The sequence below is a fragment of the Bacillus sp. TH30 genome (genome assembly GCF_016650875.1).
In the GTDB taxonomy this organism is placed as follows: Bacteria; Bacillota; Bacilli; order Bacillales; family Bacillaceae_G; genus Bacillus_A; species Bacillus_A mycoides.
Map to the genome: position 1 here is coordinate 12618 of NZ_JAEKEY010000002.1, position 14951 is coordinate 27568.

Annotated in this window: 12 protein-coding genes and 2 pseudogenes; 7 read left to right on the forward strand and 7 right to left on the reverse strand. The window is 32.1% G+C overall.

Translation table 11 applies throughout. The annotated features are described in order from the left end of the window. Nucleotides 1–17 precede the first annotated feature (17 nt). Entirely contained in the window at nt 18–1514 is a 1497-nt protein-coding gene (locus JFU20_RS02445; protein WP_201038294.1) for a multicopper oxidase family protein, read from the forward strand. A 104-nt stretch (nt 1515–1618) separates the two neighbouring features. Here JFU20_RS02445 and JFU20_RS02450 read toward each other — a convergent pair whose 3' ends face one another. From JFU20_RS02450 to JFU20_RS02460, 3 genes and pseudogenes are all read right to left on the reverse strand, one after another. Continuing rightward, nucleotides 1619–2116, reverse strand: coding sequence for a DUF421 domain-containing protein (locus JFU20_RS02450; protein ID WP_002165726.1), 498 nt, complete (start codon nt 2114–2116; stop codon nt 1619–1621). Next, a pseudogene (locus tag JFU20_RS02455) lies at nt 2100–2348 on the reverse strand (hypothetical protein). Before JFU20_RS02455 ends, JFU20_RS02450 begins: the two are co-directional and overlap by 17 nt. A gap of 93 nt (nt 2349–2441) precedes the next feature. Continuing rightward, nucleotides 2442–2645, reverse strand: a complete 204-nt coding sequence (locus tag JFU20_RS02460; protein ID WP_002165728.1) for a hypothetical protein — start codon at nt 2643–2645, stop codon at nt 2442–2444. Nucleotides 2646–3435: 790 nt separating this feature from the next. Here JFU20_RS02460 and JFU20_RS02465 point away from each other — a divergent pair. The 3 genes from JFU20_RS02465 (at nt 3436) to JFU20_RS02475 (ending at nt 6939) form a co-directional block, all read left to right on the forward strand. Then, on the forward strand, nt 3436–4857 hold the full coding sequence (locus tag JFU20_RS02465) for an IS110 family transposase (protein ID WP_201038295.1): 1422 nt from the start codon (nt 3436–3438) through the stop codon (nt 4855–4857). A gap of 53 nt (nt 4858–4910) precedes the next feature. Then, complete coding sequence (locus JFU20_RS02470) at nt 4911–5840, forward strand: alcohol dehydrogenase catalytic domain-containing protein (RefSeq protein WP_201038296.1); 930 nt, start codon at nt 4911–4913, stop codon at nt 5838–5840. A 445-nt stretch (nt 5841–6285) separates the two neighbouring features. Beyond that, nucleotides 6286–6939 carry a CPBP family intramembrane glutamic endopeptidase gene (locus JFU20_RS02475; RefSeq protein WP_002013319.1) on the forward strand — a complete coding sequence of 218 codons (654 nt, stop codon included), beginning with the start codon at nt 6286–6288 and terminating at the stop codon, nt 6937–6939. A gap of 82 nt (nt 6940–7021) precedes the next feature. Here JFU20_RS02475 and JFU20_RS02480 read toward each other — a convergent pair. The 3 genes and pseudogenes from JFU20_RS02480 to JFU20_RS02490 form a co-directional block, all read right to left on the reverse strand. After that, nucleotides 7022–7900: pseudogene (locus JFU20_RS02480) on the reverse strand (SDR family oxidoreductase). A gap of 1 nt (nt 7901) precedes the next feature. Next, on the reverse strand, nt 7902–8258 hold the full coding sequence (locus tag JFU20_RS02485; RefSeq protein ID WP_033715800.1) for a serine/threonine protein kinase: 357 nt from the start codon (nt 8256–8258) through the stop codon (nt 7902–7904). Nucleotides 8259–8278: 20 nt separating this feature from the next. Next, nucleotides 8279–9649 (reverse strand): aminotransferase-like domain-containing protein, encoded by a 1371-nt coding sequence (locus tag JFU20_RS02490; RefSeq protein ID WP_033715801.1) that lies wholly within the window; start codon nt 9647–9649, stop codon nt 8279–8281. 124 nt (nt 9650–9773) lie between these two features. On the opposite strand from JFU20_RS02490, the gene JFU20_RS02495 reads away from it, so the two are divergent. Continuing rightward, nucleotides 9774–10712 (forward strand): DMT family transporter, encoded by a 939-nt coding sequence (locus tag JFU20_RS02495; RefSeq protein ID WP_201038297.1) that lies wholly within the window; start codon nt 9774–9776, stop codon nt 10710–10712. Between the two features lie 17 nt (nt 10713–10729). After that, on the forward strand, nt 10730–12421 hold the full coding sequence (locus JFU20_RS02500) for a M3 family oligoendopeptidase (protein ID WP_002013330.1): 1692 nt from the start codon (nt 10730–10732) through the stop codon (nt 12419–12421). Between the two features lie 70 nt (nt 12422–12491). Here the strand turns inward: JFU20_RS02500 and JFU20_RS02505 are convergent, their stop codons facing one another. Continuing rightward, a complete protein-coding gene (locus JFU20_RS02505; RefSeq protein ID WP_201038298.1) occupies nt 12492–13568 on the reverse strand; it encodes a helix-turn-helix domain-containing protein in 1077 nt (358 codons plus the stop codon). A 330-nt stretch (nt 13569–13898) separates the two neighbouring features. Here JFU20_RS02505 and JFU20_RS02510 point away from each other — a divergent pair, with 330 nt between their 5' ends. Then, nucleotides 13899–14876, forward strand: coding sequence for a phosphotransferase enzyme family protein (locus JFU20_RS02510; protein ID WP_002013333.1), 978 nt, complete (start codon nt 13899–13901; stop codon nt 14874–14876). Nucleotides 14877–14951 lie beyond the last annotated feature (75 nt).

Consider the following 14951-nt stretch of genomic DNA (forward strand, 5'->3'; position numbering starts at 1 on the left):
AAAGGAGATAGCGATATTTGGAATTAAAAAAATTTATTGATCCCCTTCCGATTCCCTCTGCAATAAAACCTATAGGAACATATAAAGGTAAGCCGTTTTATGATGTACGTATGATTGAAACGCTACACAAGTTTCATAGTGATTTACCAAAGACGAAAGTATGGGGTTATAATGGAATGGTACCTGGTCCAACGTTTGAGGTAAAAAAAGATCATCCTGTATATGTGAGATGGTCAAACGATTTACCTAAAAAACACTTCTTACCTGTTGATACAACTGTTCACGGGGCGCATGATAACCCAGAAGTACGAACTGTTGTACATTTACATGGAAGCCCAAGTGAACCAGATAGCGATGGTCATCCTGAAGCATGGTTTACGAAAAACTTTCAACAAACAGGACCTAGTTTCGTAAAAGAGATTTATCATTATACGAATCGAGAACGAGCAACCACCCTTTGGTATCATGATCATGCACTTGGGATTACTCGTTTAAATGTATATGCGGGTCTTGCAGGACTTTACTTGATTCGTGATAAAGAAGAAAAATCACTACCTCTTCCTAAGGGGAAATACGAAATACCTCTTATCGTTCAAGATAAATCCTTTAATCCGGATGGTTCCCTATTTTATCCTGCTCAACCAGAAGACCCACCACCAGGTTTACCATACCCTTCTATTGTTCCTCTATTTTTAGGAAATACAATTACAGTTAACGAGAAAGTATGGCCATTTTTAAAAGTTGAGCCCCGCAAATATAGATTTCGTTTATTAAACGCTTCTAATACTCGCACATACAAGTTCCAATTAAGTGACCTTAGCTCATTCTTTTTAATAGGAACTGATGGAGGCCTTCTTAAACGGCCGATTAAAGTACAAAGTTTAGATGTTTCACCAGCAGAGCGTATTGACATTATTATTGATTTTTCAAGGTTTGAAGGAAAAAAAGTAGTTTTACAAAATGGAATTGATTTAGATAATCCAACTGGTGAGATAATGGAGTTCCAAGTAACGAAACCATTATCCTGCCCAGATAAAAGTAAAATCCCATGCAAATTAAGTAACATTGACTTTATTCCCGTAGAAAAAGTAAAGAAAGTAAGACGATTAACATTAAATGACTCAGAGGATGAATTTGGACGTCTCATGCTTTTATTAGATAATAAAGAATGGGACGATCCAGTGACAGAAACACCTTTATTAAATTCTGTTGAAATATGGGAGTTAGTAAATTTGACCGTTGGGATTCATCCTATTCATATACATCTAGTTAATTTTCAAGTTCTTGATCGTCATGATTTGAATGGAAACTTATTAAATCCTCTCCCAGCTGATTTCGGATTAAAAGATACCGTTCTAGTAGCAGGTGAACAAACCGTCCGAATCATAATGAAGTTTGAGCCCTATTCTGGAGATTATGTATGGCACTGTCATCGTTTAGAGCATGAAGACCATGATATGATGAGACCGTTAAAAATCATACCTTCCAATCTTAATAGACACAAATTAAATTAATAGATACAGTAGCTAACACGAAAGTCCCTTCAGAATTACTGAAGGGACTTTTACATATTTGCGAAAAATACCTTTATGTACAGGAGGCGTTTTTCAGTCTACAACTATTTTTTAAGATTGCATTGCTCTAATAGCTTTTCAAACATCTCTAAAGTAACTGGCTGTGCCGTGGTAGTTAGTTGATACCCAATACGTCCGTTCGTTTCTACAGTTGCTTGTTGTAAATTCTTGATTTCATGTATACCTTTTTCTCTCAGATGCATAAATAATTGTTGTTCTGACATTTTCGCGCGTAATAAATTCTTTTTTAAAATTTCTCCGTTTTCTATAACAATAATGCTATTTCCATTTAGAAACTTTTCTACTTTTCGTGATTTCAATTCAAAAAAATGAATAATAAGTAAAATACCCGCAAAAATAAACGCAGCAAAAATAGATGGGCCTACGTTCCTACTTAATATAGGTTCTACAATAATACGTCCTATAGAAACCACAATAATAATTTCAGCTCTCGTCATTTGGCTAACAGATTTACTACCTGTCAATTTTAAAACAACAATTCCAGTGAGGATTAAAATAATGCTTTCAAAAAGTATATTCATTACAGCCCAATCCTTTAATAGTGAATGTTACTAGTATTCCCATTAAAGGATTTTTATGATATTTTAAAGTATCCATTCTCTTTACGTGCCTTATTCTTTGAGGCACCTCTCTCCCAGCTAGTAATGGTAAAGCATCAACTTACTTCATTGCTTCTACTTGTGATTCGTTACGAATCATTGCATACACAGTATGACCTTCTGAAAACATTCCAAAGTCATTACAAGAAGACATTAAGAGCGATGTCGTCATTGACTTAGATACGGACTATATTTATATCCCTAATAGATAACAATAACCTAATAAACTAAAATGGTTTAATGTAACTTACGATTCAGACAAGAATTTAATAAAATAAGTAATTGCCCAAATAGAAGTCGCGAATTGAGTGACAAAATATATTGTCCATTCGAAAGAAGTCAGTTTTCTCTCTCGTTTAATCTTCTTTAAGTATCTGTAAAATATTAATGTACTCAAAAACATAAGTAATAAAGAGAATTGTTGTAAATCATCGACTATACGTACCGCCATAGACTCCATCACCCTCCTATACAAAATATAGACTATACTTTAAGGATATCATTTTTTTGGTAATGATTCCCTATATATTTAATGAAGTTAAAAAATGTTTTATGCGATATAAGTGTAAAGATAATAAAGTTGTTTCTGTAGTGCTTAAGGAAATGACTGCACCATTTTAATGGATTACATGCTACTGAATTAAGTCTATAATTTATAGTTATAAGATGAATAATAATGAATAAGGAGAATAATTAATATATAATTTAAGAAGAACCAATGTACCTTTGAATTAAACGTGAGTTCTCTTATAGAAACTTTGAAAGTTGTTTGGGGACATTGGTTTATTAATTTTACTAGATGCGATATTATAAAATTGTGCAGTGACCTTTAGGTGATTCCGACCATTGACTGGACTGGGGCTATTGTTCATAGACCTCTAATATTGATGTGAGGCACTCCATTCAATTAGAAAGATGGCACTGCACATTAAATTAAATATAAAACAACGGATTACCTGTCAATTTCGACAGGTTTTTTTATTATTTCAAAAGGAATATTATGGATAACGTCGAATACTCCTGTTTAATAGACTATATAGAGAGAGTTTAAAATAAATATAGTGAATAGTGTGCAGTTGAAACTCTAAAAGTGTATGGAGCTAGTGAGTCTAGACTCTTTTGTTAAATCTGAGATTAAATATCTGGCGATATAATCCTAACATGCTACATTGGGCCTAAGCTCTAACAGAAACTTGGATGGTCAGATATAGTCATACTGCTTACTGTTCGGAGAGGAAATCATGGAAAATACGATTACTCCCTTTAGTTATGGGAATCATTCGGATGATAAAGGTCAAGATATTCGTAAGTTTTATCAGTTTTATGTTGGTATAGATATTGGAGCTAGCTTTCATGTAGCTTCGTGTATTAAATTTGATGCTTTTTTAGACCCTAAAGGAATTGCCTGGAAACGAACAAAAACGATGAAATTTAATTCTGATAGCGCAGGAATCGCAGAATTTTTAAAGGCTTTAAAACAAATAGAAGAACAATTTAATATCACCAGGGATGATTTCCTAATCCTTCTAGAACCTACTGGTGGACATTATTCCTATTTAGTTCAGCAAGTGTTATTGAATGAAGAATATCAACTCTTTCAAGTAGAGAATAAAGCAGTTGGTGAATTTCGTAAGAATAATTTAGGTATCTCAGAGAAATCCGATTCAATGGATGCCAAAGTAATGTCCTATATGGGATGGCATAAACAGCTCCATCCCCATATGCAGGGAGTTACTTTAATAAAACCTCAAACTGTCTTACAATCCCTATTTCGAACGGTCATGCGAGATCGATGGTATTTAAACGTTCAGTTAACTCGAAGAAAAAATCAAGTTCAACAATTATTAAAAGTAACACATCCAGACTTAAATAAAGCATTTAAAAAATTGGGTACTTCTTCGGTAATGAAATTAGTATTAGAATATCCTACGGGTCTTCACATGAAAAAATCATCGGAAGATGAACTGTATAAGGCAATTTCTAAAGCTGGAGCTAAGAATGTAGCGAAAAAGGCTGCTAAAACACTATCTGAAATTATGCCCCATACAGTAGCTGTACCTGTGGAGCATTTAGTTGGAAGGCAAAGATGGGTTATAGAAGAAGCCTTACGGCTTGAGGAAAGTATTAAACTTATTGATATGGAAATTCATAATCTCCTTTGGGGGAATTCTGAAAAAGGGATTGATTCACATCCATATACAGATTTACTCCTTTCATTCCCTTTTGTAAGTGAAAATATAGCTTGTACGTTAATCGGTGTAATAGGTGATGTAGATCGATTTAATACATATAAAGAGTTTAAGAAATACCTTGGTGTTTCAGCTGAAAATTCGCAATCTGGGACTTCTGTACGCTCGACAAAACAGACATATAGTGGTGTTCGTGATGCACGTCGAGTACTTTATCAGATGTCCATGATGATGTTAGCAAATGGAAAACGAAAACCTACGGTTTTTAAAGCATATTATGATCGTAAAGTGGAAGAAGGAATGATAAAGAAAAAGGCAATCGGTCACCTTTGTGGTAAAATTGCAAATTTAATCTATACGGTATTAAAAAGTAGCCAGAAATATGATCCTAAAATACATGCGGCGGCTTGTGGGATTGATTGGGATGAAGTATATGAATTAGAAGAAAAGCAAGGTCCTGTATTATTGAATTAATGCAGCAGACTAATTTAAGAAGACTTAAATTAGTTTTAAGGGTGGTTAATGTTATGGAACAATATTCTCTCGTTTTGTATGGAAAAGAAGAACTTAAATGGACACGACATATTCTACCTCCTCTAAAAAAAGATGAAGTCTTAATAAAAACTATTGCAGGAGCGATTAGTATTGGAGCAGAATTGCCACAGTATATGGAAAGTGATTTTACTGAAAAATCACCAAATTACCCTAAAGAAACGGGATACGAAAGCTACGGTGAAATCATAGGGATAGGAAATGAAGTGAAGTCTTTTAAAAATGGGGACAGAGTAGTAGCATTTTATGGGCATAAGGATTATGGAGTAATTAAAGCGCATAAAGCTATACCTGTTCCAAAAGGTATAAACCATTCTGATGCCTTACTAACCATTCTGTCCTGCGACTCAGCAAAAGGTGTTCTAAAACTCAGTCCAAAAGAAACTGATAAAGTATTGGTTACAGGTATGGGAACTATGGGACTTTTAACTTTTTATTTTTTAAAGGAATATATGAAAGTTCATCATATTGATGTATTAGAACCAAATGCATCAAGGGGTGAATTAGCTAAACTTTTAGGAGCAAACAATGTTTTTAATGATGAGTCTGAATGTCCAAGAAATTTCTATAAATATGGTTTAGAGTGTTCAGCACGCAATGATGCTTTTAAATTACTTCAGAAATCACTGTTGGTAAACGGTGAAATTTGTATACTATCGGACGGAAATAAAGAACAGTTTGAATTACAATCAGAGTTTTATGAGAAAGAATTAAAAATCGTAGGTTCAAGTGACGGTTGGGATTACAAAAAACACTCGGAATGGTATTTTGAGAACATAAAACGGAAAGGTTCCCAATTACATAAAATATTTGAGTTGAAAATATCGAAACAAGAACTGATTCAATGCTTTGAAGATTTAAGCAAAAGGAAAATTAACCCATTAAAAATCTTAGTAAAGTATTAGATAGAAATATCAACATGATCTTCTTCTTTAAGTAATGGGTGCTTTTCTCGAATAAGCAACATTAGTTTATTCATTTCCCCTAAGTCCATTAAAATGCCCAAAATCCCTGTTTTTGATCGAAATCAGGGATTTTGTCTATGTTTGGTGATTATAGTTTATTTCCAAAGCACTACACTACATTTAATTTTGTTCTTAGAAATACATTAATCGCCTACTCATAAATTTGATGGGCGATTATTATTTTTGTTTAATAATTGCTTTATTTCAATCACGACATTAATAATAGGTTTTGGTCTAAATGATTCTTGCAAGGAATCTCCTAATCTTGGACTTACTGATTTGGAAAAATAAAATTATTATGATCATCTCAATTACCATTATTTTGGAGAACAATGTGCTATTATATATTCGTAATCAATGAAATAATAAGAAAGAAGGGGCTGTTGTGGAAACAAAGATTATAGAAACAGAGAAGAAAATTGATTCAAAATCCCTTTTGGCTTTGGGATTATTAATTATTTCCGGGATTGTATATCAACTTTTCGCAGTGTTAGGAGATAATATACCTGAAGTATTGGGAATGATTCTTGAAGCTTTATGGAATCTTGTATTATGTGGAATTATAGGATACTATTTTTTAGGAAAAATATCATTAGAGCAATTTAAACATTTTAATATTAAGACATTACTTTGGGGTTTGCCTTTAACAATTATCGTCGGTATGGCTTCCAACTTAATATTCAGTTACATTTTTGAACCTGCAACTAAAAATTCCGTTGCTGAAGTAATAAGTATTTCTATGATTTTATTCCGTGTACCCTTTATGTTAATGGGTGAAGAGTTGATTTGCACTAATATAATTATCGCATTACAAAAATTAGGATTAAAATTTGGCACGGCATCATTAATATGTAGTTTGTTGTTCGCTTTGTGGCATATTCCAGCTTATGGTTTTGTGCCAATGCAGTTATTAATAACTATAATCCCAATTAGATTAGCACTAAATTATATATGGAAAAATTCAAAAAGTATTTGGGTAAGTTGGATTTGTCACTTTATTTTTGACTGTATTTCATTTGTACCAATGCTTTTTAAATAACCATTTTATTTTTAAAAGGACTTTATTATTTGCGTATTGTATAAAGAACAAGAGCACTCAGCTATTGAGTGCTCTAAAAACATTAATTTTGATTCAAAACATTCTCCTCAAAATATCCCCCCCAATCTGGGCGTCTTCCATCCATATCTGTAAATCCATACTCTCTTCCTAATTCCCATGAACTTAACGCTCGTCCCGTTTTTTCATGAACATTTGGATCACTTGCTAAAGCTGCTACTGCTCTTCCAACAAAGAAAGGAGTTTCTGATGCGATAAAATGAGGGTCTTGTTTAGCTCCTTCTCGCCAATTCTCCTCTGTTACACCAAATATATCTAACATCGCTTCTGAACGAAGGAATCCTGGACTAACTGCGACAGCTGTAATATTGTGTTGTTCTAAATCTTTCGCCATAGCTTCTGCTAAATGAATTGTTGAGACTTTTGCTAAACTATAGTACAAATTACCTCGATATTGATAATCGACTCCATCTGTAATTTCAATTACAAGTCCCTTTTTATTTTTCACCATTAATGGTACACCGTAATGACTTGTCATTATATGAGAATATACAGCTCATTGTTGCATAAGTAGTCCGTTATGTAAGTTGTGTTCCCAGAAAGGTTTCTCCCATTCCGTTAAAGGATCGCCGCCCCAAACATCGTTTACTAAAATATCAAGCTGTCCATTTTGTTCGTCTTGAATCTTTGTAAATAATGCTTTAATATCTCCTTCTACCGTATGATCAACACGAACTGCGATTCCTTTTCCGCCTTGCTTTGTAACAAGCTCTGCCGTTTCTTCAATCGTTTCAGTTCTTCCCATACAGGATAAATTCCCTTTTGTACTTCTTCCTGTTACATATACAGTTGCACCGGCTTCACCAAGCATCATCGCAATACCTCTTCCGGCGCCTCGTGTTGCTCCGGCCACAACCGCAACTTTACCCTGTAATGGTTTCATATCATTCTCCTTCATTTTTATCACTAAGTTTAATTATTTTTGGTATATGCTCACTATCATATTCTTTCGTATAGATTTCTCCATCAGGAGTAACAAATTGTAACGTAATTTTACCACACACGCCATTAATAATTTCAAATTCACCTTGTAGATTTGAAATAGCACGCTCTTTACTTTTAATGGAATCTTCATAAATTTTCACATTAGATATAGGTTCGTTGTTATGATCCACTATAACACCTCTCGAATACATAGCAACTGCTATACATTTGTCACTTTCTTTACTATTGATAATAATTACAAGTGATCCAATAACTATAGTAATACATACAAACAAGGCTATTATTTTTCGTTTCATAACAAACCTCCTTATACGTATTATTCTTTTTTAAATTGAAAATCTAGACGTCCCAATTGTTTTACTTCCTCAATTACTTTGCGAATACCTTCTTCAATCTTATCTTCCTTTACATTCGATACGTTTAACTTCAACAACCTTTCTTTATGAAAATCATTTAAATAATTTCTATCAATAGAATCAATACTTATTTGATTTTCACTTAATTTTTTTATAAGTATTTCCGTCACTATGTTTTTCTGCATTTCTAAACAAGTGTGTATTCCCAATGTATTTTGCTTATTATATGTAAACAAAGATGGGTTTTCATTTTGCACTTTTTCTAATGTTTCTGCTAGTTTTATTGATCTATTGTAGTACGAAGCTTTAATTTTATGTTTATGCCGATCAAACATTCCGCTCTTTATATAAATTTCTAAAGCAGCTTGAGAAATCATCGGACTATCAATATCTAATATCTTTTTATATTTATGGAAATCATTTGCGATGGATGGCGGAATGACTGCAACTCCAACTCGTAAACCTGGAAAAATAATCTTTGAGTAACTTTTCAAATATATAACATGGTTACAATTATCTTGACTGTAAAAAGGATCTACTTTTGAATCAGTCTCTAAATCTGCTAAATAGTCATCTTCCACTATAAATACATTATATTTCTTCGCAAGTTTAATAATCTTTTCTCTCTCTTTTTTAGAATACGACGTTCCAAGTGGATGGTGAAACCTTGGAGTTGTATAAAAAAATTTAATTTTTTCTGTTTTGAATACCCTCTCTAGTTCATTTAAATCTATCCCTTCATGCGTACGCTTAATTCCGATTACAGGAATGTTATTTATTTCTACATATTCAATATATAAATGGTAACTTGGTTGTTCAATTAGTATTGTGCTATGTCCATTTGGAAATGGTATAGAAGTTAATATAGCAAGTGCTTGCTGGACACCTGACGTTATAAATATGTTTTCTTCATTAGTGAAAACTTGATAGTTTGCTAATTGTTTTTGCACAACCGAAATTAAAGATGGTAACCCTTTCGGTGTTCCGTATATAAACAAATCATTCTTATATGTATCAATCGCTTTATTAATGCAATGCTGAAAATCTAAGTATGGAAAAACATCGGGATCTGGTGCTGAAGAAGCAAAATCAATCATCTCGTTATTTTCTATGTAACTCCCAGATTTCTTAACAACATAGTATCCACTTTGAGGTACAGAATAAATAATATGACGCTTTTCCAATTCATGCAGCGCTCGTATTACAGTCGCCTTATTACATTCATATTGTGTAACAAGCGACCGTATAGACGGTAATTTCTTTCCTTCTTTTATCTCACCATTTTGAATCATACTTTCTAAGTCGGTCAAAACATGTAAATATTTATACATCATTACACCTCCTATTTTTTTGTACCGGTACAGTTTGTATTTGTTCACATTGTAGCACTAGATCAGAAGGATTACTATGTACGTATACTGGCCAGTAAGAAATCAACTACTATGAGGTGGAATTATGACAAATACAACAAAAGCATATATATCAGCATTACTCTATTCATTTATTATTGGGTTTTCATTTATGTTTGTGAAACTAGCACTAACCATTACGAGTCCTCTTGATACTCTGGCTCACCGTTTTACAGTTGCCTTCATAGCAGCAACCATTCCGGTTATTTTCGGTTTTGTAAAGTTAAATATATCATTTAAAAACATACTTACACTTTTACCACTCGCAATATTTTATCCAGCATTGTTCTTTGCTTTCCAAGCATTTAGCTTAGTATATACAAGTTCATCTGAAGCTGGAATTATACAAGCAACGATCCCTATATTTACGATGATACTAGCTTCCTATTTTTTAAAAGAATATACGAATACATGGCAAAAAACATCAGTATGTATTTCTGTCATAGGTGTCATTTATATATTTGTTATGAATGGTATAGGGGCTCATGAAACGAGCTTTATCGGTGTTATTCTCATTTTATTATCGGCATTATCATCTGCTTGCTACAATGTATTAACTCGAAAAATGACAAAGAAATTCAAGCTGATGGATTTAACATACACAATGACAGCAATCGGTTTTATTAGTTTTAATTTCATCGCAATCATTGACCATATGAACAAAGGTACAATAACTGTATACTTTAAGCCATTTACGAATGGAACATTCCTTATCTCCATTTTATATTTAGGATTACTATCTTCCTTACTGACAGCATTATTATTAAACTATTCATTATCTTATATTGAAGCAGCCAAAATAAGTGTTTTTAGCAACTTATCTACACTTATTACCATTATCACAGGCGTTGTATTCTTACACGAGCAAATTGCCTACTATCATATTGTCGGTACACTTATGATTGTTCTTGGAGTAATAGGCACAAATTTTCTAGAAAAAAAAGGAATCATAGCGAAAAAGAAGAATACCTCCTTGAGTAAATAAAAAGTGAGGGGTAAATAATGCAGAACTCTAATACGATCGATATCCGTAATATACATGAGCTAGAGAACGAATTATCTACTTTATTAAGTAAACCCATTTCTTCAGGAGAAAATTTAGAAAATTGGCTGAAAATACAGTCGAAATTAATATGGGAAATCGAAGAACAATTGAGATCACACTATATTGACTTTCAATGTAATACAGATAACAAAGAAATAAAAGATACGTTTGAATATGATCAACAATATGTAAGGCCTCTTTTGAAACGTTATCAAAATTCCTTTGATAATAAATATTTAGAGTCACCATTTCGAATGCAACTTGATCCAAAAACTTATAGCTTACTAGATAAAAAAATAAAAAATGCGCAAACATTATTTTGTGAAAAGAACATTGATTTAGAAATAAAAGAAGACAAATTAGTAACCGAGTACTTCGAAATTACAGGCAGTTTGACTGCACTATGGGATGGCGAAGAAAAAACAATTACTGAACTACAGTCTTACTTACAAAATCCGAATCGTGATATACGAAAAAAAGCAAAAACGCTCATTTCTGAAAAATTTTTATCTGTTGAAAATAATTTACAACATATTTTAAATGAATTAATTGCAATCCGTCACCAAAAGGCAAAAAACATTCAATTAGATAATTATCGTGATTATATGTTTAAAAAACATGAACGTTTTGATTATACGGCTGATGATTGCTATGAACTTGCAGAATCCGTTCGTAAATACGTTGTGCCACTTATTGATAATATATTTAATGAGAAAAAAGCTGAACTTCAAGTAGATACACTTCGTCCGTGGGATCTAAAAGCAGCCGCACCAAATCAAAAAGTATTAAAACCCATTGAAGACGAGAGTGATTTAATCGAAAAAAGTTCTCATATTTTACAAAAACTAGACCCAGAATTTTCTGCATTATTGAGCCGTATGCATAAAAATGATTGCTTAGATTTAGAAAGTCGTAAAGGAAAAGCACCTGGAGGATTTTGCGAACACTTACCTGCTTCTCAATTATCTTTTATTTTTATGAATCTCAATCATACACATTATGATGTTACTACTTTCCTCCATGAAATGGGCCATAGTATTCATAATGAATGTATGAAGCAGCTAAAGCTACAAAAATATTTAGAAATCCCTTCAGAATCAGCTGAGCTAGCCAGCATGACAATGGAATTGTTTTCGATGGAGTATTGGGATACATTTTATGAGAATACAGAAGAATTTATAAAAGCAAAATTAGATTTCTTTAAAGATATTGTTAAGTATTTACCACAAATGCTTATCGTTGATCAATTCCAACATTGGATGTATGAAAATCCAAATCATACTGCTAAAGAAAGAAATGAAAAATATTTAGAATTACATAACACTTACCAATCGAATGTGGTAAATATTGAAGGTTATGAAAACTGGATAGCAACTGGCTGGTTACCTGTACTACACATATTCGAAATACCATTCTATTATATCGAATATGCAATCGCGCAACTTGGTGCATTGCAAATGTATAAACAATATAAAGAGAATCCTAAACAAACACTACAAAATTACAAAAAAGCATTATCTCTAGGTAGCTCTGAATCATTACCAGAGGTATATGAAGCAGCTGGAATTCGTTTTGATTTTTCTAGTGAGACAATAAAAGAATTAATGGCATTTGTAGAAGAGGAATTAAATTTACTTGAACAAATATAAGTAAAAAAGATGCACCTATACTTTTAGGTGCATCTTTTTTACTGTATTCTCTTCTAATTAGTTTCAATTTTCATCTCGCTTTATTAATAAGCTCTATATATTGTAGGTCCCCATATCCTATTGTTGGAAAAAGATTAAACAACCTTTTTAGTAACTCTTGTGTTGGTAAATCTTTATTTTTGGAGATATACTTTACTACTACATTATTTTCTTTTAGCATCTCTAAATATAAATCTATCGCCTGATATATTACAGGTAGTATCTCATGAGATGGCTTTTTATGATTTACTAGAACTTCATTGTAAACAGAAAAATAGTTCCCTAATTCAAGTTCAATTTGACTTACTTTAAATTCATCCTCTCTGAAGCTATTTAAGTATACTTTTCCCTTATAATCAGACTGTTCAAGGTAAGAAAGTACGGTAAGTAGATTCATTTGGCAAAACATATCCTCACCAAACCATAAAACGATACATTTATACTCTTTTTTAAAAAGATTCTCTAAAGGATGAATAACCTTTTTCATATAATTTTCTACAGTACCTTGATGTCCTTCTGCCCTTGTTTTAATAAACTCATCATCAAAAATCTGTGCAGTAGTCGCATTTACACACATAGCTTCATTAAATGGAGCGTAATCAGACTCTCCCATTAGTCTTTCACTTTTAAATTCTTCATACATAAATTGACCATTTAATATGTTTAGTACATCTTTATCAAACAGCTCACTCTTCGCATTTCGTAACTGATTAACTTCAATTTTTCTAGAAAAATTCATTCTATCCCACTCCTTTCCATCATTGATTGAGAGTTTAATAAATGATTGAACCGGTATTTTGTTAAGTTGGAATTTTCCTGGGGTTATACCAAAAACAGTTTTAAATGCTCTACTATAAGCCTCTTGCGAAGAGTAATCGTAATCAAATGCGATATCAATTATCTTTCTATCATTCGTCAAATCTTCCGTTGATAAATACAATCTTCTAAGAAGAATATATCGTCTAATACTTATCCCTGTTATTTGATGAAATTTAAACGAACAGAAGTAAGGAGAATACCCCATATAATCAGATAATTCATCTAATGAAAACTCCTTTTTTAAATTGCCCTCAATCCATTCAATCATTAGCTGTATATGTTCATTCATTTATATCCCTCCTCACTAAATATTATAAGAAGTATCCACTTCTTTCTTTTGATATTTCTTGTGGTTTATAACATTAACCACCCTCTAGAACCTTTAAATATCATATGTAATTACTCATTTCATATTTTTTCAGCTATCTTATTTTGTCATACATTTACTTAACTTTCCAATAAAGTGAAACTTTAATCAGTGGGGAGTTTGATCCTCCCCACTGATTATTATCCCATACTAATCGGACTTTTACGGGATAAATCTTTTTTAAAGGATTCTACCAAATAAAACACGAAATTTGTAAGTTAAGGAACTAGTAGTTTTGTGAGTGGAAAATTTATGTTTGGAAAGAAAGTTAAAATGAATAATATAGAAAAAGAGATACTTAAACTAATTAATAAACTATATCCATTGGATTTTATTGAAATGAAACCAATAACAAATGAAATGTATCAATGTCTCACAGCACAAGGTACTTACTTCTTTAGAATTACAAACTATAAAACATATGAAGAGCAATTAGAAGAAGTTACATATACGAACTTTTTATATCAAAAGGGCTTAGGAGTCCCTCCCATAATACCTTCTTTAAAGGGGAATTTAGTAGAGAAAATAACATTAGACAAAGAAGTTTTTGCTGTATTATATAAAGCTGCTCCTGGTATACATTTACCAAGAAACGAATGGAATTCTAATGTATTTAAAAAGCTTGGTCAACAAATTGGTAAATTACATCGTGCATCTAAAAATTTTGAAAGTATTGAACCAGTAAAACATATAAACGACTGGTATGAAAATGAAGAGTATAATTTTCTTAACTATATCCCAAAAGAAGAGACTACTATAAGAGAAATTGCATCTGACGTTTTAACTTCTATAAAGGATCTGCCAAAGTCCACTTCAAATTACGGCTTAATTCATGGGGATTTATGGTTAGAAAACATATTAGTGGACAATGATTTAAATTTAACAATGATTGATTTTCAAGACTGTGAAAAACATTTTTACATATTCGATTTAGCTGTTCCAGTCTATAGCGCGATAGAATATTCTTTCGTTGGGAATGGCAACATAGTCGACTATGAGAATTCTATTACAAAAGCAATAATCGACGGATACCAGGAGGAAAATGATCTACCTAAAGAAATGATAGAGCAGCTTCCATTGTTTATTAAATTAAAGGAGATATTCGAATATAGTTTAATGCATATGTATTGGAATAAAGAAGAGTTAACTGAGGAACAAGTACGGATAATGAACCTTTATAGAATAAAGATTGAAAAAAGCCATTCTTTAAACACAGTTGGTTTCCTATGAAGTACACCCAATTGTTACATTCAGTTTAACAATTGGGTGTACTTTTCTATAGATAAGTTTTCTTCAAAAGACAAC

What these genes read in the sequence shown, in the direction of transcription:
- JFU20_RS02450 (WP_002165726.1), bottom strand. Translation starts at nt 2,116, where the DNA reads ATGAATATACTTTTTGAAAGCATTATTTTAATCCTCACTGGAATTGTT.
- JFU20_RS02460 (WP_002165728.1), bottom strand. Translation starts at nt 2,645, where the DNA reads ATGGCGGTACGTATAGTCGATGATTTACAACAATTCTCTTTATTACTT.
- JFU20_RS02465 (WP_201038295.1), top strand. Translation starts at nt 3,436, where the DNA reads ATGGAAAATACGATTACTCCCTTTAGTTATGGGAATCATTCGGATGAT.
- JFU20_RS02470 (WP_201038296.1), top strand. Translation starts at nt 4,911, where the DNA reads ATGGAACAATATTCTCTCGTTTTGTATGGAAAAGAAGAACTTAAATGG.
- JFU20_RS02485 (WP_033715800.1), bottom strand. Translation starts at nt 8,258, where the DNA reads ATGAAACGAAAAATAATAGCCTTGTTTGTATGTATTACTATAGTTATT.
- JFU20_RS02490 (WP_033715801.1), bottom strand. Translation starts at nt 9,649, where the DNA reads ATGTATAAATATTTACATGTTTTGACCGACTTAGAAAGTATGATTCAA.
- JFU20_RS02495 (WP_201038297.1), top strand. Translation starts at nt 9,774, where the DNA reads ATGACAAATACAACAAAAGCATATATATCAGCATTACTCTATTCATTT.
- JFU20_RS02500 (WP_002013330.1), top strand. Translation starts at nt 10,730, where the DNA reads ATGCAGAACTCTAATACGATCGATATCCGTAATATACATGAGCTAGAG.
- JFU20_RS02505 (WP_201038298.1), bottom strand. Translation starts at nt 13,568, where the DNA reads ATGAATGAACATATACAGCTAATGATTGAATGGATTGAGGGCAATTTA.
- JFU20_RS02510 (WP_002013333.1), top strand. Translation starts at nt 13,899, where the DNA reads ATGTTTGGAAAGAAAGTTAAAATGAATAATATAGAAAAAGAGATACTT.